Source organism: Corynebacterium guangdongense (assembly GCF_030408915.1).
Lineage (GTDB): Bacteria > Actinomycetota > Actinomycetes > Mycobacteriales > Mycobacteriaceae > Corynebacterium > Corynebacterium guangdongense.
In genome coordinates, this window is the sequence record NZ_CP047654.1 from 1395905 (window position 1) to 1416788 (window position 20884).

22 protein-coding genes are annotated in these 20884 nt (G+C 68.6%); 3 read left to right on the plus strand and 19 right to left on the minus strand.

The features are described 5' to 3' along the window. Position 1: 1 nt before the first annotated feature. From panB to CGUA_RS06615, 4 genes are all read right to left on the minus strand, one after another. Complete coding sequence (panB, locus tag CGUA_RS06600; RefSeq protein WP_290198273.1) at positions 2 to 820, minus strand: 3-methyl-2-oxobutanoate hydroxymethyltransferase; 819 nt, start codon at positions 818 to 820, stop codon at positions 2 to 4. Positions 821 to 1335: 515 nt separating this feature from the next. Next, a complete protein-coding gene (locus CGUA_RS06605; protein ID WP_290198274.1) occupies positions 1336 to 1488 on the minus strand; it encodes a hypothetical protein in 153 nt (50 codons plus the stop codon). An 8-nt stretch (positions 1489 to 1496) separates the two neighbouring features. Continuing rightward, a complete protein-coding gene (locus tag CGUA_RS06610; protein WP_290198275.1) occupies positions 1497 to 2195 on the minus strand; it encodes a YceI family protein in 699 nt (232 codons plus the stop codon). A gap of 19 nt (positions 2196 to 2214) precedes the next feature. Beyond that, complete coding sequence (locus tag CGUA_RS06615) at positions 2215 to 2544, minus strand: hypothetical protein (RefSeq protein WP_290198276.1); 330 nt, start codon at positions 2542 to 2544, stop codon at positions 2215 to 2217. Between the two features lie 114 nt (positions 2545 to 2658). Between CGUA_RS06615 and CGUA_RS06620 the strand changes: the two genes are divergently transcribed. After that, positions 2659 to 3051 carry an RNA polymerase-binding protein RbpA gene (locus CGUA_RS06620; RefSeq protein WP_290198277.1) on the plus strand — a complete coding sequence of 131 codons (393 nt, stop codon included), beginning with the start codon at positions 2659 to 2661 and terminating at the stop codon, positions 3049 to 3051. Between the two features lie 68 nt (positions 3052 to 3119). On the opposite strand, the gene CGUA_RS06625 is transcribed toward CGUA_RS06620, so the two are convergent. The 4 genes from CGUA_RS06625 to CGUA_RS06640 are packed head-to-tail and all read right to left on the minus strand — an operon-like array spanning position 3120 to position 7444. Then, entirely contained in the window at positions 3120 to 4028 is a 909-nt protein-coding gene (locus CGUA_RS06625; protein WP_290198278.1) for a polyprenol monophosphomannose synthase, read from the minus strand. 23 nt (positions 4029 to 4051) lie between these two features. Next, positions 4052 to 5629, minus strand: coding sequence for an apolipoprotein N-acyltransferase (lnt, locus tag CGUA_RS06630; RefSeq protein ID WP_290198279.1), 1578 nt, complete (start codon positions 5627 to 5629; stop codon positions 4052 to 4054). Further along, positions 5630 to 6145: an FxsA family protein gene (locus tag CGUA_RS06635; RefSeq protein ID WP_290198280.1), complete on the minus strand. Its 516-nt coding sequence runs from the start codon at positions 6143 to 6145 to the stop codon at positions 5630 to 5632. Positions 6146 to 6154: 9 nt separating this feature from the next. Then, the gene (locus CGUA_RS06640) at positions 6155 to 7444 is read right to left on the minus strand and encodes a lipase family protein (RefSeq protein ID WP_290198281.1); all 1290 of its coding nucleotides are present in this window, start codon (positions 7442 to 7444) and stop codon (positions 6155 to 6157) included. Between the two features lie 26 nt (positions 7445 to 7470). On the opposite strand from CGUA_RS06640, the gene CGUA_RS06645 reads away from it, so the two are divergent. Next, a complete protein-coding gene (locus CGUA_RS06645) occupies positions 7471 to 8361 on the plus strand; it encodes a 4Fe-4S domain-containing protein (protein WP_290198282.1) in 891 nt (296 codons plus the stop codon). On the opposite strand, the gene CGUA_RS06650 is transcribed toward CGUA_RS06645, so the two are convergent. Genes CGUA_RS06650 through CGUA_RS06660 form a run of 3 tightly spaced genes read right to left on the minus strand, consistent with a single transcriptional unit; the run spans position 8346 to position 10998 of the window. Continuing rightward, on the minus strand, positions 8346 to 9053 hold the full coding sequence (locus CGUA_RS06650; RefSeq protein ID WP_290193975.1) for an SDR family oxidoreductase: 708 nt from the start codon (positions 9051 to 9053) through the stop codon (positions 8346 to 8348). The two genes, CGUA_RS06645 and CGUA_RS06650, sit on opposite strands and share 16 nt — an antisense overlap. Positions 9054 to 9091: 38 nt before the next feature. Beyond that, a complete protein-coding gene (ygiD, locus tag CGUA_RS06655) occupies positions 9092 to 9892 on the minus strand; it encodes a 4,5-DOPA-extradiol-dioxygenase (protein ID WP_290193978.1) in 801 nt (266 codons plus the stop codon). A 5-nt stretch (positions 9893 to 9897) separates the two neighbouring features. Then, positions 9898 to 10998: a M24 family metallopeptidase gene (locus CGUA_RS06660; protein WP_290193980.1), complete on the minus strand. Its 1101-nt coding sequence runs from the start codon at positions 10996 to 10998 to the stop codon at positions 9898 to 9900. A gap of 35 nt (positions 10999 to 11033) precedes the next feature. On the opposite strand from CGUA_RS06660, the gene CGUA_RS06665 reads away from it, so the two are divergent. Further along, positions 11034 to 11660, plus strand: a complete 627-nt coding sequence (locus tag CGUA_RS06665) for a trypsin-like peptidase domain-containing protein (protein ID WP_290193982.1) — start codon at positions 11034 to 11036, stop codon at positions 11658 to 11660. Here the strand turns inward: CGUA_RS06665 and CGUA_RS06670 are convergent. The 8 genes from CGUA_RS06670 to dop all read right to left on the minus strand — a co-directional run bounded on the left by CGUA_RS06670 (position 11657) and on the right by dop (position 20869). Continuing rightward, positions 11657 to 14419: a DEAD/DEAH box helicase gene (locus tag CGUA_RS06670; RefSeq protein WP_290193984.1), complete on the minus strand. Its 2763-nt coding sequence runs from the start codon at positions 14417 to 14419 to the stop codon at positions 11657 to 11659. The genes CGUA_RS06665 and CGUA_RS06670 overlap by 4 nt on opposite strands. A gap of 20 nt (positions 14420 to 14439) precedes the next feature. Then, on the minus strand, positions 14440 to 15528 hold the full coding sequence (tatC, locus tag CGUA_RS06675; RefSeq protein ID WP_374725030.1) for a twin-arginine translocase subunit TatC: 1089 nt from the start codon (positions 15526 to 15528) through the stop codon (positions 14440 to 14442). 65 nt (positions 15529 to 15593) lie between these two features. Beyond that, the gene (gene tatA, locus CGUA_RS06680; protein ID WP_290193985.1) at positions 15594 to 15902 is read right to left on the minus strand and encodes a Sec-independent protein translocase subunit TatA; all 309 of its coding nucleotides are present in this window, start codon (positions 15900 to 15902) and stop codon (positions 15594 to 15596) included. Positions 15903 to 15943: 41 nt separating this feature from the next. Then, positions 15944 to 16936 (minus strand): helix-turn-helix transcriptional regulator, encoded by a 993-nt coding sequence (locus CGUA_RS06685; protein ID WP_290193986.1) that lies wholly within the window; start codon positions 16934 to 16936, stop codon positions 15944 to 15946. Then, complete coding sequence (locus CGUA_RS06690) at positions 16933 to 17865, minus strand: helix-turn-helix transcriptional regulator (protein ID WP_290193987.1); 933 nt, start codon at positions 17863 to 17865, stop codon at positions 16933 to 16935. The genes CGUA_RS06685 and CGUA_RS06690 overlap by 4 nt, the downstream gene beginning before the upstream one ends. Continuing rightward, complete coding sequence (gene pafA / locus CGUA_RS06695) at positions 17865 to 19208, minus strand: Pup--protein ligase (protein WP_290193989.1); 1344 nt, start codon at positions 19206 to 19208, stop codon at positions 17865 to 17867. The genes CGUA_RS06690 and pafA overlap by 1 nt, the downstream gene beginning before the upstream one ends. Further along, entirely contained in the window at positions 19205 to 19396 is a 192-nt protein-coding gene (locus CGUA_RS06700; RefSeq protein WP_290193991.1) for a ubiquitin-like protein Pup, read from the minus strand. Before CGUA_RS06700 ends, pafA begins: the two co-directional genes overlap by 4 nt. A 3-nt stretch (positions 19397 to 19399) precedes the next feature. Further along, entirely contained in the window at positions 19400 to 20869 is a 1470-nt protein-coding gene (dop, locus tag CGUA_RS06705; protein ID WP_290193993.1) for a depupylase/deamidase Dop, read from the minus strand. Between the last annotated feature and the right edge of the window lie 15 nt (positions 20870 to 20884).

Below are 20884 nucleotides of genomic sequence, written 5' to 3' on the forward strand. Positions count from 1 at the left end.
CCTACCTGTCGAAAGACTCATCGGCGGCGGGGAAGGTACCCTCGCGCACGTCGCGGGCGTACTCGCCGGCGGCCACCCGAAGCTGCGCGCCGAGGTCGAGGTACTTGCGTGCGAAGCTGGGCGCGAAACCGTCAGGGGAGAAGCCGAAGGGATCGGTCCACACCAGGACCTGGCCGTCGGTGCCGTTGCCCGCGCCGATGCCGATGACGGGGATGTCGAGGGCCTCGGACAGCCGGGTCCCGACCTCCGCCGGGCACATTTCGACGACTACTGAGAAGGCCCCGGCCTCCTGGACGGCGAGGCCGTCCTCGATGAGCTTCTCGGCGGCGTCGCCGCGGCCCTGGACGACGGTGCCGCCGAGGGAATGGATGGACTGGGGCGTGAAGCCGATGTGGCCCATGACCGGAATGCCGGCGTCGACGAGCGCGCGGATGGTGCGGGCGCGGCGGGTGCCGCCCTCAAGCTTGACCGCGGCGACACCGGCCTCCTTCATCAGACGCATGGCGTTGTGCACGGCGTCGATGTCGGAGGCCTCGTAGCTGCCGAAAGTCATGTCGGCGACGACCAGGGATCGTTTTGCGGAGTGTGCAACTGCACGGGCCATGGTGATCATCTCGTTGATGGTGAGCGAGACGGTCGTGTCGCGTCCGTAGACGACGTTGGCGGCTGAATCGCCGACCAGGAGGACGTCGATGCCGGCCTCGTCGAAGATGCGGGCGGTCATGGTGTCGTAGGACGTCAGCACGGTGATCTTGTCGCCGTCACGCTTGGCGGCCTGGAGGTGGCGGGTACGGACGCGGCCGATGGAGGGCAGACTCATGCCTGGAAGCATAACCAGTGACGGGGAACGTTCCGGAATCCGCGGTGAGGGGCCAGCCACAAAGTGGGGTAACGGCCCCACGCCTAAATGACATAATGTAGATTATCGGACATTTACCTGGAGTCCACAGGACGGTGGGATGTGGCACCTCACGGGTTCCTATGGCTCCCGCGTCCCGGCCCCGGGATCCTGCCCCGCGCGCCGACGGTCCCACCCAACCCCGGCGCACGCCGCTTCCTGCGCGCGGTGCCCCTCGTCGTCGGCCTGTGCGCCGCGCGCTGCGCCGAGCGCTCCCGCGCACGCGGACACGCGCCCCTCCGAAGCCTCACTGCGGTCTTGGTCCGAGCGCGGCCTGTGCCGGACCCGGGGCCACGGCGGCCTCGCGACCGGCTTGTCCCGCCGGGCGGGCGTCGACAGGCGGACGGGCCCCCGGGGTCGGAAACCCGGAAAATGACCGGGAGGCCGCGGCTCCGCCCCGACCTCCCGGCTGACTTATTTTCGTCACAGTGATGAAATTAAGGGTGGTGACGGTACGCCGCCACCAGCTGCCAAATGGTCAATCCGATGACCAGAATTGACACTCCGACCAGCAGCCACATGTCCTGGACGCCCACGAAGATGGCGAAGGCGATCACCGCGATCAGGCGGACCCACAGCGCGATTGTCATCCCGGCGCCTACCCGGCAGTCTTCTCGAAGACCAGCAGGACGTTGACTTCCCCCTCGTCGGCGATGGACGCGGCGATCATCTCCGGGGATTCGACGCCGTAGTCGTTGCGGTTGATTGGGATGTCGCCGGAGACGATCAGCCGTTCACCGTCGCGGACGGCGTCGAAGGCGTGCGTGACCTCGTGGGTGTTGCCCTTGATGGTCAGGTCGCCGGTGAGTTCGACGACGCCGGCGCTGCCGTCCCCCGGCAGGTGTGACACGTCGGCGGGTTCGGTGATCTGGAAGGTCGCCTCCGGGAACTCCTCCGTCATCAGCAGTTTGCGGCGGACGTTGACGTCGCGGACGTCGCGGTCGGTGGTGATGTTGGTGAGATCCACGACGACCTCGCCCGCGGTCAGTGTTCCCTCCTCGATAACCAGGTCGCCGGAGACGGTCTGGGTGGAGCCCGAGGTGGACTTGCGCTCATTGGGAAGCACCTCGTCGAAGGTGAAGCCGGCGGCGGTGAGGTTCGGCGGGACGCCCTGCACGACGGACCACTCACCGTCGACGTCGGTGGCCGCAGCCTCCGCCTTCTCCGTGTTGAGTCCCTCGGTCTTGGTGCCCGGCCCCAGGTAGAGCGAGGCCAGCATCGGCACCACCGCGTACAATGCGAGCGCGACGATCAGCACGATGAAAATGCTGACGACGATCTTCTGCTGGGTGGGCATCTTATTCACAGTGACTCGCCTATCTCATTTTTTCGATCTTGCGCGCCAGGGCCACGAGTTCTTCGGCCAGGCCGCGAACCTCATCGCCGTCAGCGCCTTCGCTGACCGCTGTCGCGATGTCCTCGGCGGAGCATCGCAACTCAAAGAGCTGATCCCTCAGGGCGTCAGCCTTATCTGGATGAATGATAACCGCCTGGGCGGGAATAGCCGAACCCGATACATTATGGCGTTGCTCATAGGCTCTCTGGCGGCAGGACGGGCTGCAGTACTTGCGCGGCCGCCCGCGCCCCACCGGGGCAAGCTCCGCGCCGCACCAGCCGCATGCCGGGTTTCTGCGTGGTCTGGTCATCTCCGCCCCCACCCTAGTCTTTCGGGGACCCGCCGGGAACATTTCGCGGGTGGGGCGCGTTATACTCTTATAGTCGCTTGAATAAGCAATATCCATTGAAAGGATTGATGACGCATGGCAGATCGCGTCCTGCGCGGCAGCCGAATGGGTGCCGTCAGCTACGAGACGGATCGTGACCACGATCTGGCTCCACGCCGGATGGTCAAGTACAAGACTCCGTCCGGCGAGGTCTTCGAGGTCCCCTTCGCGGACGACGCTGAGATCCCGGAGGAATGGGTCGTCAAGAATGGCGAGACCGGTGAGCTGATGGAGGGCGAGGGCGTCGAGTCCAAGCCGACCAAGCCACCGCGCACCCACTGGGACATGCTGCGTGAGCGCCGCTCGCTGGAGGAACTCGACGTGCTTCTGGAGGAGCGCCTCGAGGTGCTGCGCAAGAAGCGTCGTTCCGCCGCCCGGCTGCTCAAGGAGCAGAAGGAGCAGGAGGAGGCCGCGGCGGCCGGCCAGTAGTCCCCCGCCGAAAAGCCTGGTGGCCCGGACACCCTCAGGGTGTCCGGGCCACCAGGCTTTCTCCTGCCTTAGCGCTTCTTCTTCAGCAGGCCCGCGCGGCCGGCCTCGTAACGAACAAGACCGTTGATGGAGCCGGCCAGGTTCTTGCCCAGGTCCACGCGCTTCTTGAGGCGGCTGGCCGTGCCAGGCAGGGCGGAGCGCCCGTATTCAAACTTGACGAGCCCGACAATCGACTCCGCAAGGTTCCTGGCCTGCGAGCTGTGGTGCTCGACACCCCAGCGGGTGACGTCGACGAGCGAGTCCTTGACGAAGCTGCCGTCGAGCTTGGACTCGCCGTACTCGCGCTCGGTGAAGGTGATGGGCACCTCACGGACGTCGAAGCCGGCGTCGACCGCGCGGCGGGCGAAGTCGACCTGGAAGATATACCCCTTGCGGGAGAGCTCGCCCAGGTCGAGGGTCTCGAGGACCTCCCGGCGGATGGCGCGGTAGCCGGCGGTCATGTCGGTCAGGCCGGTGCCCAGCATGACGCCGATGTAGGCGTTTCCGCCCTTGGACAGGAACAGGCGGTCCTTCGGCCAGTTGACGACCTTGCCGCCGTCGAGGTAGCGGGAACCGATGACGACGTCGGCGCCGTCCTCGATCTGCGCCAGCAACAGGTGGAGCTGCTCCGGGGCGTGGGAGCCGTCGGCGTCCATCTCGACCAGGACCTGGTAGTCGCGCGCCAGGCCCCACTCGAAGCCGGCGAGGTAGGCGCCGAGGAGGCCGGACTTCTCGGTGCGGTGCAGGACGTGCACGGCGGCGTCGGCGGCGGCCAGTTCGTCGGCCTTGTCCCCGGTGCCGTCCGGGGAGTTGTCGTCGACGATCAGGACGTCGACGTCCGGCTGGGCGGCCCGGAGACGGCCGATGATCAGCGGAAGATTCTCGATCTCGTTGTAGGTCGGGATGATGACGAGAGCTGTGTCAGCCGGATTATTCACCAGCGGGACTCCTTCAGGTGGCGTTACTTGGTGCGCGTGCGTCGCGTGGACTTGTGGGCGGTTTTCCGGGCCGCTGCCGGCGCCGTCTTTTTCGTTGCCGCCCGCGGGCCGGTGCTCCGGCCCCGGTTGAGGAACAGTGCCGCGATGCCCAGGACGAGACCCATCATAACGATCGCGATCTGGATCCAGTCACCATACCGTACCGCTAACGTCACACCTTCCCGCAACGGCAGGGTTTCCACCAGCGCGTTCGGCTCGAAAATCCTGGTCTTCTGGCTGACGCTGCCGTCTGGATGGACGATGGCGGACACGCCGGAGGTGGCCGCGACGACCACCGCACGGTCCGTCTCGATGGCGCGCATGCGGCTCATGGACAGCTGCTGGTAGGTCATGTCGGTGAAACCGAAGGTGGCGTTGTTGGTCGGGGTAGTCAGCAGCGTCGCGCCGTTGCGGACTGCATCGCGGTAGGCGTCGTCGAAGATGACCTCGTAGCAGGTGGCCACGCCGAGCGTGACCCCGCCCATGGTCACGGTGCCGTCGCCGTCGCCCGGCTTGAAGTCGCCGGCCGCGTCGACGTAGGGGCTGAAGATCCGGAATACCTCGCGGAAGGGCATCCACTCGCCGAAGGGCTGCAGGTAGATCTTGTTGTGGTACTCCCCGACCCCGGTCTCCGGGTCGAACACCTGCATGGTGTTGCGGTCGCCGACCTGGTCACGGGTGATCGTGCCCACCAGGATGGGCGCGTCGATCGCGTCGACGGCGCGGTTGATGAGACGGGCCGCCTCCGCGTCGGCGAAGGGGTTGACGTCGGAGGAGTTCTCCGGCCAGATCACCAGGTCCGGCCGGGCGCCGGAGGCGGCGAGCTCCTCGGTGACCCGGACGTGGTTGCCCAGGACGGCGCGGCGCTGCGCGTTGAAGTCCAGACCCATCCGCGGGACGTTGCCCTGGATGGCGGCCACCTCGACCTCGCCGACGGTGGCGTCCGGCCGGTTGACTCCGAGCCCGGCGACCAGACCGACCGCGACCAGCCCGAGGGCGGTCACGCTGCCCACGGCACGCTGATCGCGAAGGAAAGCGGCGACCAGGCCGGTGGCGACGAGCGCGGCCGCGAGGCTGACCAGGGCCGGACCTCCCCAGGCCGCCAGGTTCGCCAGCGGCCCGTTGATCTGGCCCCAGGCCAGGCGGACCCAGGCAAAACCGCCGAAGGGCCAGGAACTGCGGGCGAATTCTACGGCCACGTAGAGAAAGGGGAAGGCGGCCCATCCCCAGCGCCAGCGGGCGATGGCGGTGCCCGCCCAGCCGGTGATCAGCGCGTAGAGGGCGCAGGTCACCGCCAGACCGACGTGGGCGATGGTGCCCACGAACTCCCCCACCCACGGCAGCAGCATGAGGTAGAGCACCAGCCCGTGCACGAACCCGAGGAGCGGGCCCTGGCGCAGGGTGGGACGGTCGCCGCCCCGCCACGGCCAGCGCATGAGGGTGAAGTACAGTAGCGCGATGCCGAGGACGCCGCACAGCCACCAGCCGATGGGCTCAAAGGAGGCGAAGACGAGGACGCCGGAGGTGGCGGCCAGCGCCAGACGCGCGAGAAGGAACCACATCTACTTGGATTCTCCGTTGTTGAAGTCCTCGGGGCTGACGTCCCGGGTCCACTGACGGATCTCATCCTCGTCGATGACCGAGGAGTCCGGCGTCGCGCCGTCCGGGCGCGCTCCCTGGGGGGTGATGAAGGATCCGTAGAAGTCCTGCTGCTGGGCCATCGGCGAGCGCTGGTAGAGGCGGGCGCCGAAGTCTTCCATCTGGACCTTGATCTTCTTGGCGATGAGGTTCATCAGCAGCTGTCGGCTCAGCGGAATGATGAGCAGCCATGCCAGCATACTGGTCAGATAGCCGGGGATGGCGGACAGCAGCATGGCGACCATGAGGATGCCGGTCGTGGCCGCCTGCTCCATCGGGGTGCCGCGGGGGCGGCGCAGCTGGGCGGCGGCGAGGACGGAGCCGCCGCCCATCAGTGCGATCATGAGCAGTAGCGCCCATCCGAATCCGAGCCAGGAGGACATGCCCACGAAGGCGAGGACCTCGGCGATGACGTAGAGAAAGACCAGCAAAAACGGCATGCCGACAGCCTACCTGCGCACCTGCTCCAGCAACCAGCCGACGTCGTCGGTCAGTCCCTGGAAATACGGTGCGAAATGGTTGAGGCCCGTGCGTCCCGGAATGTTCGGCAGCGTGCGGGTCTGCCACTCCAGCGTCGTCCCCGCCCCGAGCGCCATCCAGGAGCGGTGGACCTGGGACACCGTGGCGAAGGGGACGATGTCGTCGTGCAGCGATCCCCACAACCGCACCGGGACCTCGGGAGCGGCCGCCCCCAGCCGACGGCGCCGTATCTCCGCCATCGTGTACGGCAGATCCTCGGCCACCTCCGCCAGCGGCCGGCCGTCCCTCGACCAGGATGCGGTGGAGGTCCATCCGGAGGAGGCCACCGAGCCGCCGGCGCAGAGCGCGGCGTTGGCGATGAGCTCATTCAGTCCGTGGTCATTGAGCTGGTCGAGGACCTCCGCGAGAATCTCCGGGGAGGTGACCATGAGCCCGGCCACCGTATAGGCGATGACGCCGGTGACCATGGAGCCGTCGACGTGGCGGAGCACCGCGTGCAGATCCGAGGGTGGCGCGCCGATGACCGCCGCCCGCGGGCGCACGTCGGGGGCGTAGTCCGGCTCCTCCAGCAGCTTGCCGGCCGCTCCCCCGCCCTGGGAGAATCCCCACAGCCCGAGCGTGGAGTCGTCGACGCCGAACTCCCGGCAGGCGCGGACGGCGTCGGCAAGCGCGCGGGCGCTGGAGGGGTGGTCGCAGTAGAGCTGCACCCCGAGCGTCGGATCCCGCGGATAGTCGGTGAGGATGACCTGGCAACCGGCGGCGACGAGATAGTTGATCGTCGGCTGCTCATAGGTGACGACCAGGTCGTACGGGGCGCGCCGCCAGGCGTTGGCGCCCACGGTGCAGCTCAGTGAGGGATCGCAGTGGCGAGCCACGCCCTGGGTCGACGGGGCGAAGGCGACGACAACGCCCGTGCGCACCTTCGGCTGGAAGAGCGCGCCCGTCGCGGTGATCAGACGGCCGGAGGAGTCGCTGGTGACGTACTCGAAGCGGAGGCTGTCGGCGGGGTTGAGACTGCCCGCCAGGCCGACGGTGCGCATCCGCCGGGACCGCAGGAGGCTGCCCGGCTTCAGGCCCGTCACCCAGGTCGCGGAGCCGAAGGAGGGGCTGCGCGCGCCGTCGCGTCTCTCCTCGTCACGCCAGGGCATCGGCGCCAGGCCGAGGGCGCGACGGGCGCCGCCGCTGAGCGTGTCATGCAGCAGGGGGAGCAGGGTGCGGGCGAGGCGTCGCGTGGTGCCGGCTCGCCAGGGTCTGCTCATGGGCACCACTGTAGACTTCCTGGACCATGGTTGATTTCTACGACGCGGCCGACGGACCGGCGGCGTTCCTGTCAATTCCCGGTGGCCGACTCGAGGGTGAGGACGCGGCCCGGGTCTTCGCGGCGGCCGCGGCGCTGGGCGGGGAACTGTCCGTCACCGCCCGGGGCCGGCTGCTGCTGCGCTCGGTCGGCGACGTCGAGGCGCTGCGCGCGGCCTGGCGGGAGCATGGCAGCCGCCACCGTGTCCTCGCGACGCCCCGCTCCGCCGCGGCGCTGTCGCACGCCCGCGAGATTGCCCGCCTGCTTGACGACGCGGGCCTGCCCCGGACCCTCACCGTTGGCATCGACGACGGCACCGGGGACGTCGCCACGCAGCGGCTCCACGCTCTGCTCACCACCGACGTCTCCCCGGCGGAGGCGCTCGCCCGTATCGTTGGGGCGGGCCCGGCGCACCGGCGCAGCCCCGGACCGGTGACCCCGCCCATCGGCTGGCTGCCGCTCGAGGACGGCCGCGTCGACCTGGCCGGGGTGCTTCCACTGGGGATTTTCCCGCCTCGGCTGGCGGAACTGCTGGCCGCCCTGGCCCGCCCGGTCACCCTCACCCCCTGGCGCTCGCTCATCATCCATGACCTGCCCGAGGGGGACGCCGACGCGGCGGTGAGGATTCTCGCCCCCTGGGGCGTGGTCTTCGACGCGGGGTCGCCCTGGCTGAAGGTGACGTCGTGCGTCGGCAGGCCCGGGTGCGCGCACGCGCTCTCCGACGTGCGCGCCGACGCCGCCCGGCTGGCCTCCGCAGGCCCTGCGGAGCGCGTCCATCTCATCGGCTGCGCGCGCGGCTGCGGGCGCCCTTCCGGGCACTTCCTCGAGTACGAGGCGCACGCGGAGGGTGAGTACGAGACCGCCTACCGCGGCATGTGACGCCAGATCGGGCGCGGGACCAGCCGCATCACCCCCGCCAGGACGCGCAGCGCACCGGGGACCCAGAAGGTGCCGGGCCGGCCAGCCCGCACGCGGGCGACGACTGCCTCGGCGACCTGGGCCGGGGTCACCGACATCGGTGCCGGCGTCATTCCCTCGGTCATGGAACCGATGACGAAGCCCGGGCGGGCGACGTAGAGGCGCAGATCCGTGCCGTGGAGGCGATCCGACAGGCCCTGGCAGAAGGCGTCCAGGCCGGCCTTGGTCGAGCCGTAGACGTAATTGGCCCGGCGGGCCCGCCAGCCGGCCACGGAACTGAAGGCGACGATGTCGCCGGAGTCCATGTGATCGGCCAGGACGGTGAGCATGGACACCTGGGCGGTGTAGTCGACGGTCGCGATCTCGGCGGCGTGGGCCTCGTCGGCTTCCGCCCGGGCCTGGTCGCCGAGGATGCCGAAGGCGACGACGGCGATGTCGACCTTCTCCCCCGCTGTTCTCTCCGCCTCCTCGACGAGGCGCCGGTGACCGGTGAGGTCGGCGGCGTCGAAGGGCAGGACATGGCGGGAGGCCGCACCCGGGAAATCGGGTACGGCCTCGGGGCGCCGCGCCGCCGCGACGACCGTGCGCCCCTGGCACAGGCGCTGCACGGTCTCGGTCCCAATGTCACTGGTGCCACCAAGCAGGAGAATCATGGTGACCGATCGTAGCGTCCCCGGGCGCCGGACGCCTCCTAGGAGGCGATCTGGTAGCCGGTCATCGACAGCGAACCCCAGGTGCGCATGTCGTTGAAGGCGGAGACGGTCTGCGCCCTGCCGGATTCGCTCATCCCGGCGGTGACGCCGGCGACGTAGGCCAGCGGCAGGAAATGGTCCGGGGTGGGCACTGCGGCCTGGAAGGCCTCATGCTCCAGGAGGGTCTCGAAGCGTTCCGGGGACGCCAGCATGATCTCCTTGGCGGACTCGTCGAAGGCGTCGGCCCACTCCATGCCGGTGTCGCCGTACTTCGGCGCGGCCATGCGCAGGTTGTGCACGACGTTGCCGGAGCCGACGATGAGCACGTTGTTCTCGCGGGCCAGGCGGGCAAGCTTCTGGCCCAGCCGGAGGTGGTGGGAATAGGGCTTGGTGCCGTCGATAGAGAGCTGGACGACCGGGATCTTCGCCTCCGGGAACATGTGCTTGAGCACGGACCAGGTGCCGTGATCCAGGCCCCAGTTGTAGTCGGACTCGACGAGGTCGGGCTTGGCGACGTCCTTGACCAGCTCGGCGATCTCCGGGTCGCCCGGGGCGTCGTACTGCACGGCCATGAGCTCCGGCGGGAAGCCCCAGAAGTCGTGGATGGTCTTGGGGTTGGTCATCGCGGTGACGCCGGTGCCCCGGGTGTACCAGTGCGCGGACACCGAGAGGATGGCGCGCGGCGCCTGGTTGGTCTCGATCTCCTGGCCGAGCTTCTGCCAGGTCTGGGTGAAGGTGTTGTCCTCGATGGCGTTCATCGGGGTGCCGTGGCCGACGAACAGTGCGTTGGTGGTTGTCATGGTCGCTACCCTAACATCTTTGGTTGAAAATTCAAGGGTTTGGCGCCCGCGTCGGAGACGACGACGATGTCCTCAATCCTCATCCCCCACTCGCCCGGGCGGTACATCCCCGGCTCCACCGAGAACACCATGCCCTCGGCCAGTTCCAGGTCGTTGCCGGCGATGATGAATGGCTGCTCATGGAGGGAAAGACCGATGCCGTGACCGGTCCGGTGCGTGAAGAGGTCACCGAAGCCCGCCTCCGCGATGATCTCGCGGGTGACCCGGTCCACCTGCTGCGCCGTCACGCCCGGGCGCACCGCCGCGACACCGGCCGCCTGCGCCCGCTCCAGCACCGCGTAAGCCTCGAGGAAATCCGCGGGCGCCGGCGCTCCCGGGACGACGTAGGTGCGGGTGCAGTCCGAGTGGTAGCCCACTCCGACCGAGCCGCCGACGTCGACGACCACCGGATCCCCGGCCCGGAGCACCCGGTCGGAGAAGGAATGGTGCGGGTTGGCGCCGTTCGGGCCGGAGCCGACGATGATGAAGTCCACCGCATCGTGCTCCGCCAGAATGAGGTGGCTCAGCTCCGCGGCCACCTCGGCCTCCGTGCGCCCCGCCCGGAGCAGCTCCGGCACCCTGGCGTGCACCTTGTCGATGGCCCGGCCGGCGAAGGCCAGCTGTTCGATCTCGGCGACGTCCTTGACCGTGAACAGTTCCGCCAGCACATCGGTGGCCAGCACGAAATCTCCGCGCAGACGCGAGCGCAGCGCGATGACGTGGTCGGCGGTCAGGCTCGAACCCAGCCCGACGGGGCCCTCGGCCAGCAGATCCGCCACCAGCTGGTGCGGATCCTCACCATCGGACCAGGCCCGAATGTCGAGCTCCAGGCGTCCGGCCTCCCCGAGGTCGCCGAGGTCGGTGCCGGGAACCACGACGGCCACCGAGCCCGGGGTGACGACGACCGCCGTCAACCGCTCGTGGGAGGAGACCCAGCTGCCGGTCAGATAAGCGAACTCCGGGCCGGTGCCGATGAGGATGCCGGCCAGCCCCTTGTCGCCGACCAGGCGCTGCGCCCGCCGCAGGCGATCGGCGTACACGGAGCTGTCAAACGTTGCTGCAATCATGTGGCCCACTGTACGGGCAACTAGGCTCGGGCCCCATGGCCCGACCCGTCACCGTGAAGTTCACCCAGCACCAGTCCTACTGCTCCGGCGTGCTCATCGCCGACGACCTCGCCCCCGCCCCCGCCCGGGCCAGCGACCTGGTCCTGACCTGTGGACATTTCTTTCGCGGTCGCCGTGTCGAGGACGGTATCCGCGCCGCCAGCGGCCCAATGTTCACCAGTGACGTCGTCGACTGGGCCAACATCCCCGGCACTGACCTCGCCGTCGTCCGGCTTGCCGCCCCCGCCCCGCCCCGGGACCTGCCCGGGCTGGCCCACCGCCGCCCTCGCCCCTTCAGCGCCTGCGCGACGCACGGCTTCGGCGGCGGGCGCCGCACCGCGGTGGAGAAGATCGGCTGTGTCGTGGGCTGGCTGCCCTTCTCCATGTCGCGCGATCTGGGCACCGTGGTCGCCCACCCCGCGCTGACCTACAGCGCGCCGAAGGTGGTCAAGGGCGACTCGGGCGCGCCGGTCATCGTCGACGGCGAGGTCGCCGCCGTCCAGTCCTTGGTGCTCGATCCCCTCGGCCGGAATCTGGGCGTGGCCACGGTCGGCATGGTCGGCCCGATGCGCCGACAACTGGCCGCGGCCGTGGAGATACTCCGGGCCCGCCAGCGCGCCTAGGTGCCGATCGCCACCACCCCGCGACGGGCGGCGTCGATGGCGCGCCGGGCCGTGCGCCGGGTGTCGTCGGAGTAGGCGGTCTTGGCCACCTGCTCCAGCAGATCGATGACCTGCAGGACCGACCGGACGAAGTCGCCCGGGGTCAGCTCCGCGCCGGATTCGGCGGCCGCGGCCAGGCAGTAGCCCAACGGCGCGCCCGCGGTCCACTGGTGCATGGCCAGGGCGAACTGCGCCTCCGGCATCGGGGAGGTCGGCAGCTGGTGCCGGCGCTCGTCCGAGGCGAGCTGTTCCCACACCCGCTCGGTGCCGTTCATGGCGTCGACCATCGGGTCGGTCGGCGCGCTCGGCTCACCGTGCGTGGTCTTGCGCGGCTCGAAGGCGCACATGGAGACCACGCCCGCCAGCTCCGCGGGGTCCAGGTCGTCCCAGATGCCGCGCTTGAGGCACTGGGCGACGAGCAGGTCCGAGGCGTTGTGGATGAGCGCGAGGCGCTCGCCCTCGTCGGTGACGTGCGGTTCCCCGCTCTCGACGCCCACGTAGTCCAGCTCCGTCAGCAGGTCGATGATGCGCTCGAAGTGGCGGCCGAGCGTGTCCGACGCCTCCGAGACCTTGCCGCGCAGGCGGGCCAGATCATTCTCCGCGCGGTGTATCTTCGCGCCGAGGTGGGCGGCCTGCTCGCGTTCCACGGCCTTCCAGTTGTGCACGGGGTGGTTGTGCAGCGCCTCCCGCAGCGCCACGACCTTCTTGGAGTCCCGGACGCGCGCTTGGGTGCGCATCTTCTTCGGGCGGTCAAAACTGTCGCGCCGAAAAGCCTCGACGACGAAGCGGGTGTTCTTCCGCGGGTGATGGGTGACGTTTTTGGGCAGCCGCATGCGCCCGACGACCACCGGCGGGTTGGCGAAGCCCGCGGCGTCGATGCGCCCGGACCAGCCGCGTTCGGTGGTCACCCAGGGTCGCGGATCCCTGGCCTGGCTGGCCGGGGTGACGACGGTGGCCAGAATCGGGTGCTTCTTGCCCGGCATGGCGATGACGTCCCCGACCTGGAGTTTGGCCAGCACGGTCGTTGTCTCCAGCTCCCGCTGCTCCATCGAGTAGCGGCGCTGGGCCTTCTCCTCCGCAGAGAGTTCGGCGCGCAGATCGACGTACTCCATGACGGCGTCGACGTCAGCGTCGTCATAGGGTAGCTGGGCGCGCAGATCGCTGAGCTTGCGCTCGGTGCGCTCGATGGTGCGCACGTCGTCTACGATGGAGCCGTCCGACTGGTACTGGGCGAAGGACTTCTCCAGCAGCCGCACCGACCCCTCGAAGCCGTTCATCGCCAGCAAGTTGATGGCCATGTTGTAGCCGGGGGCGAACGTCGAGATCAGCGGGTAGGTGCGTGTCGACGCCAGACCAGCCACCGCTCGCGGATCCATCGCCGGGGACCACTGCACCACGGCGTTGCCCATGGTGTCGATGCCGCGACGACCGGCCCGCCCGGTCAGCTGGGTGTACTGCCCCGGCGTCAGGTCGACGTGGGACTCCCCGTCGTACTTGACCAGTTTCTCCAGCACGACGGTGCGCGCCGGCATGTTGATTCCCAGGGCCAGGGTCTCGGTGGCGAAGACGACGCGCACCAGCCCTTTGACGAACAGCTCCTCGACGATGTGGCGGAACGCCGGCAGCATACCCGCATGGTGGGCGGCGAAACCGCGGGAGAGCACGCTGCGCCACTGGCGGAACCGCAGGACCTCGAGGTCCTCCTCCGGGATGCCCTCCACGCCGGCGTCGATGATGCGCTTGATCTCCTCGGATTCCTCCTGGTCGGTCATCACCAGGCGGGAACGGTGGCATTGGGCCAGGGCGCCGTCGCAGCCGGCGCGGGAGAAGATGAAAAAGATGGCCGGAAGCATGTTCTGCCCCTCCAGCACCTTGACCACGTCCGGTCGGCCCACCGGCTGGAACTTGTCCTCCTGGCGGGGCGGGCCGCTGCGCGCGTCGCGCCCGAAACGCCCGGAGTGGCCGTCCGCCTGGCCCCGCGATTGCGCGCTGCGGGCGCGGAAGCCACGCCCCTCCCGGTAATCCTCGCCCGAGGTGTCGGTGGACTGGATTCGCTCGATGCGGTTCTCCAGGGCGATGTTGACGTCGTCGGTGCCCGGCTCGAACAACGGGTAGATGCGCCGACCCACGAGCATCCACTGATCCAGCGGCACCGGGCGATGATCGGAGACGATGACCCGCGTATCGCCGCGGACGGTGGCCAGCCAGTCGCCGAACTCCTCCGAGTTCGACACCGTCGCCGACAGGCCGATGATGTTGACCGACTCGTCCAGGTTGAGGATTATCTCCTCCCACACCGCGCCGCGCTCGCGGTCGGCGAGATAGTGGATCTCGTCCATGACGACGTGGGTGAGGCGATCCAGGGCCGAGGACTGGGCGTAGATCATGTTGCGCAGCACCTCGGTGGTCATGACGACGACCTCGGCTTGCGCGTTGATGGAAACGTCCCCGGTCAGCAGCCCGACGGACTCGGCGCCGTGGACGGCGACCAGGTCGTGGTACTTCTGGTTGCTCAGCGCCTTGATCGGCGTGGTGTAGAAGCACTTCGTGCCCTGGGACAGCGCCAGAGCGACCGCGAACTCGCCGACGATGGTCTTGCCCGCTCCGGTGGGGGCGCAGACCAGGACACCGTGACCCTCCTCGACCGCCTGACATCCCTCCAACTGGAAGTCATCCAGCGGGAACGCGAGACCGGCGGTGAATTCGTCGAGGTAGCTCATGGGTCCCACAATACGTGGGACTAGAGGACGTCGTCGAAAGTACCGGGGCCGAAGGATTCCTGAGCGGCGGGTCCCGCCGCCGGCCTGTCGTCCTGGCGCGACGGCGCCGGTCCCGCACTCGGGCGTGGCGACGCGGAGGCGGGGGTGGAACCGCCGCCGGCGATCGGGGCCGCACGTTCAACCGCATCCGGGGTGTAGTCGAGCTCGGAGGCCTCCTCGTCGTCGAGGTCGCTCCAACCAGCAATTTCGTCGTAGCCGGTGCGCTTGTCGTTGAAGCGCACGAATTGGAAGGACAGCTCCACGAGGATGTTGACGGCCACCGCCATGATGAGCATGGAGAAGGGCTCACCGCCCGGGGTCAGCAGCGCGGCGAAGATGAACACCCCGATGACGACGTAGCTGCGCTTGCCCTGGATGGCGTCGTAGTGCAGCAGGCCGACGATGTTGAGCATCATGATGATCAGCGGCAGCTCGAAGCTCACGCCGAAGATGACGATGAGCGCCAGGACGAAGTTGTAGTACTGGCCGCCCGTCAGCGCCGCGATCTGTGCCTCTTCACCGATGGTCAGGAGAAACTCCAGGCCGATGTCGATGATGAAGTAGGCCAGCAGGGCGCCGGCGACGAACAGCGTGACCGCGATGGCGACGAAGGACATCGTCCAGCGGCGCTCGCCCTTGTGCAGACCCGGCGTGATGAACGCCCAGATCTGGTACAGCCAGACCGGGGAGGACACGACCAGGCCCGCCAGGGCACCCACCTTCATGCGCAGCAGGAACATCTCGAAGGGGCTGGTGGCCAGGAGGCGGCACTCCCCGTCGTTGGAGAAGTCCGCACGCATTTCCTGCGGCAGCGAACAGTAGGGTCCGCGCATGATCTCACCGAGGGTCTGAACCCCCGGCGGGGACCAGGCGTACCAGATGAAACCGAGGATCGTGCCGGCCAGCAGCGCGAGCACGGAGATGATCACCCGGCGACGGAGCTCGCGCAGGTGCTCGACGAGCGCCATGTCACCCGTCGGGTTCGCCTTCCGGCGACGCTTCTTGCGCGCGAAACGACGCCTCGATTCAGCCGAGGCGGAAGCAGAGAGGGACTGCTCGGAGGAGGACATGCAGCAACTACCTTTCCCCGCGTCGGGGCAGGGACTTTAGAGAACCGAACTCAGGGCGGTGGGACTTACTGGTTGTTCTGGTTCGGGTGCTGCTGGTACGGCTGCTGCGGCTGCTGGAGGCGCGGGTCCTGCGCCGGCTGCTGCTGCTCGATCTGGCGGGGCTGGTTCTCCGGGGAGTCCCAGAATTCCGCGTCGTTCTGCTGGGCCGCGGCCGGGGCCTGCGGCTGGTCGTCATTCTTCATTTCCTTGACCTCGGACTTGAAGATGCGTGCGGAGCGTCCCACGGAGCGGGCCAGGTCCGGCAGCTTCTTTGCGCCGAAGAGAAGCACGATCACGACCAGAATGGCGATGATTTCCCAGGGTCCCAAGTTCATGTGACGTAATGCCTTTCGTGAAGCGTGATGCGAAGGGCGGATCACTTTCCGCCCGACGGCTCATAATATCGGTCCAGGCCCGATTGCGCTCGGCGAGCAACCGCCCGAACGAGTGATTCCGGTCCCACCACGGTTAAACGGTCCGCCTGACCGAGGCAGAAACGAATCAACCACTCCTCGGAACCATATCGCAGGTGCGCGTCAAACCACCCATCCCCGCGCTCCTCGCCGAGGGTGATCGGCTCGTAGTGGACCAGCCACGTCGCGTCGGATCGGATCCGGATCTCGGCGACGTGCCCGAAACCGAAATCCTCCCCCAGGGTCGACGGGTGCGACTGCGCCTCCTCGTCGAGGACGACGAGGTCGCCCATCCGGTCGAGGCGGTAGGTGCGGTAGCCGCTGTCCCCCTCCCCGGGCACCACATCAACGTCGACGCCCTCCAGGTAGGTTTCCCCGTCCCGGACGAACACCGACACCGGGTCCACGCGGCGCGGGCGGGAGGTGTTGGAGGAAAGGCTGAAGTAGTCGAAGCGGAGGCGGCGGCCTGATTCCAGCGCCTCGGCGACCAGCGCCTGGTGGGTGGCCTCCTCCGGGTCGGGATCGGCCATCGCGTCATAGATGGCGGTGGCGTGGGTGTCCATGATTCCCCGCAGCTTCCGGGCGGCGGACTCCACGGCCTGGCGGTCGACCAGGCCCGGGGAATTCTCCAGGGTCTCCAGCATGAGCAGCAGCGTGCCGGCCTCGGTCGGGGTCAGACGCAGCGCGTGACCCAGCCCCTGGTCCTCGATGATGGTCACGGCGCGGTAGTCGTAGACGAGGTCGAACATCTCCTCGGTGTGCCGGCCGACGCCGCTGGTGTGGAGGCGGGCCAGGTCCTGGAGCAGCTCCTTGGGCTCGCGGCCGAGATCGCGGGCGGCCTCGAAGACGGAGCGGTGCGGGTGGGCCCGGAAATACGGCAGCAGGTTGAGGGCGCGGACGACGTCGTCGAGCTTCTCGGGCGATTCGCCGCGGCGTGCTGGGCTCGGCTCGCTCACAGGGCCTCCTTGAGCAGGTCCCGGATCTGGTCGCGGAGGTCCTCGGGTTCCAGGACCTCGACGCCCGGTACATAGCTGGCCGCGGTCCGGACCAGCCAGTCGCGCTCCACGTGGGGCATGCGCACCAGCTCAGGGTCGTCCGGCTGACGCGTTCCGGCGTCGGCAAGTTCCTTGGCCGTGCCCGCCGGGACCCGCACCAGCGCGTCGACGAAGTCCCGGCCCTGGGCCAGCGCCGCCTTGACCACCTCGAGGAGATCCTCCGTGGGCTCGATGTGCTCGGCGCTCGTGCGGCGCAGCCCCTTGACGCCGCTGCAGCGCAGGGCCCGGAAACTACGAGGCGCGCCGCGGTCCACGTCCCAGCCGACGAGGTAGATGCGGTTGTTCCAGTGGACGACGCCCCACGGATCCATGGTGCGGCGCACGCTGGGCCGGGTGGGGATCGGCCGGTAGTCGAAGCGCATCCGGATCCGGTGGTGGATGCAGGCGCTGACGTCGCGGAGGAGTTCCGGGGACAGCCGGTCGAGGTCGGTGTCGGCCTGGTAGATCGGCGCGTCGGCGAGATCGCGGGCGGCGCCGGCGGCGGCCAGCTTGGTCCACCCCGAGCGGGCGAACACCCCCAGTTCCCCGGAGCGGCCCATCTCCCCGGCCATCCCCAGCACGCGGGCCTCCTCCGGGGTGAAGGTCACGGCCGGCAGCTCGTAGGACTCCTTCTCCACCGCGTAGCCCGACTCTGTCTGGACGACCGGGACCCCCGCCCGACGCAGCGTTTGGATGTCGCGCTGGAGCATCCGGGCGAAGGCCTCGTCAGACTGCTGCGGCGAATATCCGTCGACGTTGGCGCGAATCCACTCGGACTCGCGGACCTGGCCGGTGCCCAGGAGGGCGAAGGCCAGGTTCGTCAGTCGCTGAATCATCTGCGGGTCGCTCACTACCCCATCTTCTCTAACAACGCGTCGACGCGCTCGTCGACCGCGGAAAAGGGGTCGGCGAGCTCGACCATGCCTCCGCCCTCGCCGTTGAGCTTGAGATGCACCCAGTCCACGGTGACCTGGGCACCGGTCTCGCGGGCCCTGGTGAGGAAGCGGCCACGCAGCGCGGCGCGGGTGCTCTGCGGCGCGGTGGTGGTGGCCTCGAGGATCTCCTCGTCGGAGACCCAGCGATCCACCAGGCCCCGGGCCTCGAGCATCGGGTAGATGCCGTGGGCGGGGCGGATGTTGTGGAAGCTCAGGTCCAGCTGGGCGAGCCGGGGGTGCGCCCAGTCCCCGCCGAGCCGGTCCCGGTACCGGCTGAGCAGATCCAGTTTGATCGCCCAGTCGATTTCGCGGCTGATGCCCGAGTAGTCCTGGCTGCGCACCGCCGCCAGGGTGCGGCCCCAGAGCTCGACGACACGCTCCATCTCCGGATCGCGTTCGGCGGGCCGGTCCTGCAGCCACTGGACGGCGGCGCCGTGGAAGATCTCCTGGATGGCCAGCGCGGTGATCGTCCCGCCGTCGCGCAGCTTGACGGGGGTGGCGCCGGTGATGTCGCGGGCGATGAGGCGGATGTCGCCGATCGGGTCGGCCAGCTCCAGGTCCGGCAGCTGGGCACCGGCCTCGAGCATCTCCAGGACCAGCTGGGTGGAGCCGACCTTGAGCGCGAGCGTGGGCTCGGCCATGTTGGAGTCGCCGACGATGACGTGCATGCGCCGGAACCTCGAGGAGTCCCCGTGCGGCTCGTCGCGGGTGTTGATGATCGGGCGTGAACGTGTGGTCGCCGAGGAAATGCCCTCGAAGACCTGGTCCGCGCGCTGGGAGACGAGGAAACCCTCTTCCGTGACCAGGCCCGCCCCGCAGATGAGCTGGCGGGTGATCATGAAGGCGAGCAGCTGCTTGCCCAGCGTCTTGAGCACCATCTCGCGGCCGATGAGGTAGTTCTCGTGGCAGCCGTAGGAGTTGCCGGCGTCGTCGACGTTGTTCTTGATCAGATGGACGTGACCGCCGATCCGCTCTTCCTCGAGGGCCTTCTCGGCCGTGTCGGCGAGATCGTTGAGGATCCGGTCCCCGGCCCGCTCATGGGCGATGAGCTGGCCGAGGCGGTCGCACTCGCCGGTCGCGACCTCCGGGTGCGAGCCTACGTCGAGGTACAGGCGCGAGGCGTTCGGGATGAAGATGTTCGTGGAGAAGTACTCCGCGACGATCGGCCGGAACAAATACCGCGCCGTGTCCTCCGGCGAGAGCTTGCCGGCGATGCCGTACTCCGTCTCGATGCCGGTGATACGGCGCGTGTAGATCACTGGCCGCCCTTCTGGACGTAGCCGCGGACGAACTCCTCGGCGTTGGCCTCGAGCAGACCGTCGATCTCGTCGAGGAGGTCGTCGGTGCCGGAGGTGTTGATCTGGGCCTGGCCGCCGGACAGGGCGTCAGCGTCATCGGCGGAGTCGTCTCCGCCACCCGGGGTGATGTTCTGCTGCGGATTGGTCATGGCCTAGATGTTACCCCGAGAGGCCACCCATGCCTCGAGACCGCCGGCGGCCTCCACCTCCTCGCGCGTCGAGCCGTCCACCTCTATGAGTTCGACCCGGGTGCCGTCGGCGAAGGTGATCAGCTGCCAGGACGCGGAGGTGATGTCCCTGGCGTAGGCCTCGCTGATCTTGCCGCGTGCCCAGGCCCGGGAATCCGCCGGCGGCTCGGCGGCCGCACGGTGGATTTCCGCCGGCGAGACCAGCGTCTCCATCCGTTGCTTGCGCACCAGCGCGTGGTAGAGGCTGCGGGAGGGATCGATGTCGGCGTACTGCAGGTCAATGAGCTTGAGCTTGGCGTCGGACCATGCCACGCCCCGGTCCACGTAGCCTTTGACCAGGGCGTACTTGGCGGTCCAGTCCAGCAGGTGCCTGGTCGACAACGGATCGGCGAGCATGTCGAGGATCCTCCCCCACAGCTCGACGACCTGCTTGTCGACACTGGTCCGCGGCGTCACGCGGGCCAGATACTCCCGCTGAATCTCGCGCGCGGTGAGCCGTCGGCCGTCGGCGAGCTCGAGCTCGTGGACGCAGTCGAGATCGCGGGAGACGTGGCGCAGCTCCGTCACCGCGTCCCTCAGCCGCAGATCCGAGAAGTCCACCCCCTCCTCGATCGCGTCGATGACCAGGCTGGTGGCGCCCAGCTTGAGGAAGTTGGAGTACTGCGACATGTTCGCGTCGCCGACGATGACGTGCAGTCGGCGGTAGGTGAGGAAGTCGGCGTGTGGCTCGTCGCGGGTGTTGACGATGCCGCGGTTGAGCGTCGTCTCCAGGGAGATTTCCTGCTCGAAGTAGTCGGCGCGCTGGGAAATCTGGAAGCCGTCGACCTCCCCGGCGGGTCCGATGCCGACGCGGCCGGCGCCGGCGTAGATCTGGCGGGTGGTGAAAAACGGGATCAGCGCCCGGGCGAAGCCGTCGAAGTCGGTGGTGCGCAGGAACTGGTAGTTCTCGTGGCTGCCGTAGGAGGCGCCCTTGCCGTCAACGTTGTTCTTGTAGAACTTCAGCGGCGGACACGGGTCGTGTCCCGCGAGCACCGAGTGCTTCTTCTCCCACAGCCCCGCGATGTCCTGGGCGGCCTGGTTGAGGATGACGTCGCCGGCGGCGTCCCAGACCATCGCGTCCCACGCGTTGGCGCACTCCGGGCTCGAGTACTCGGGGTGGGCGTGGTCGACGTAGTAGCGCGCGCCGTTGGGCAGCACGACATTGGCCACGCCGATCGCGTCCGGGTCCACCACCGGGGTGGTCGAGTAGCGGCGCAGGTCGAAGCCCCGGGTGTCCTTGAGCGGCGCCTCCCCGGCGTAGTCCCACCGCGAACGTGCGCCGGTGTGCAGGCTGGCGTAGGCGACCACCGCGTGGGTGGAGGTGACGATCGGCGAGATCGACGGGTCCTCGCAGGTGATGCCGTATTCGGTTTCGGTACCCAGGTAGCGGGCCATGCAGTTTTCCTTGTT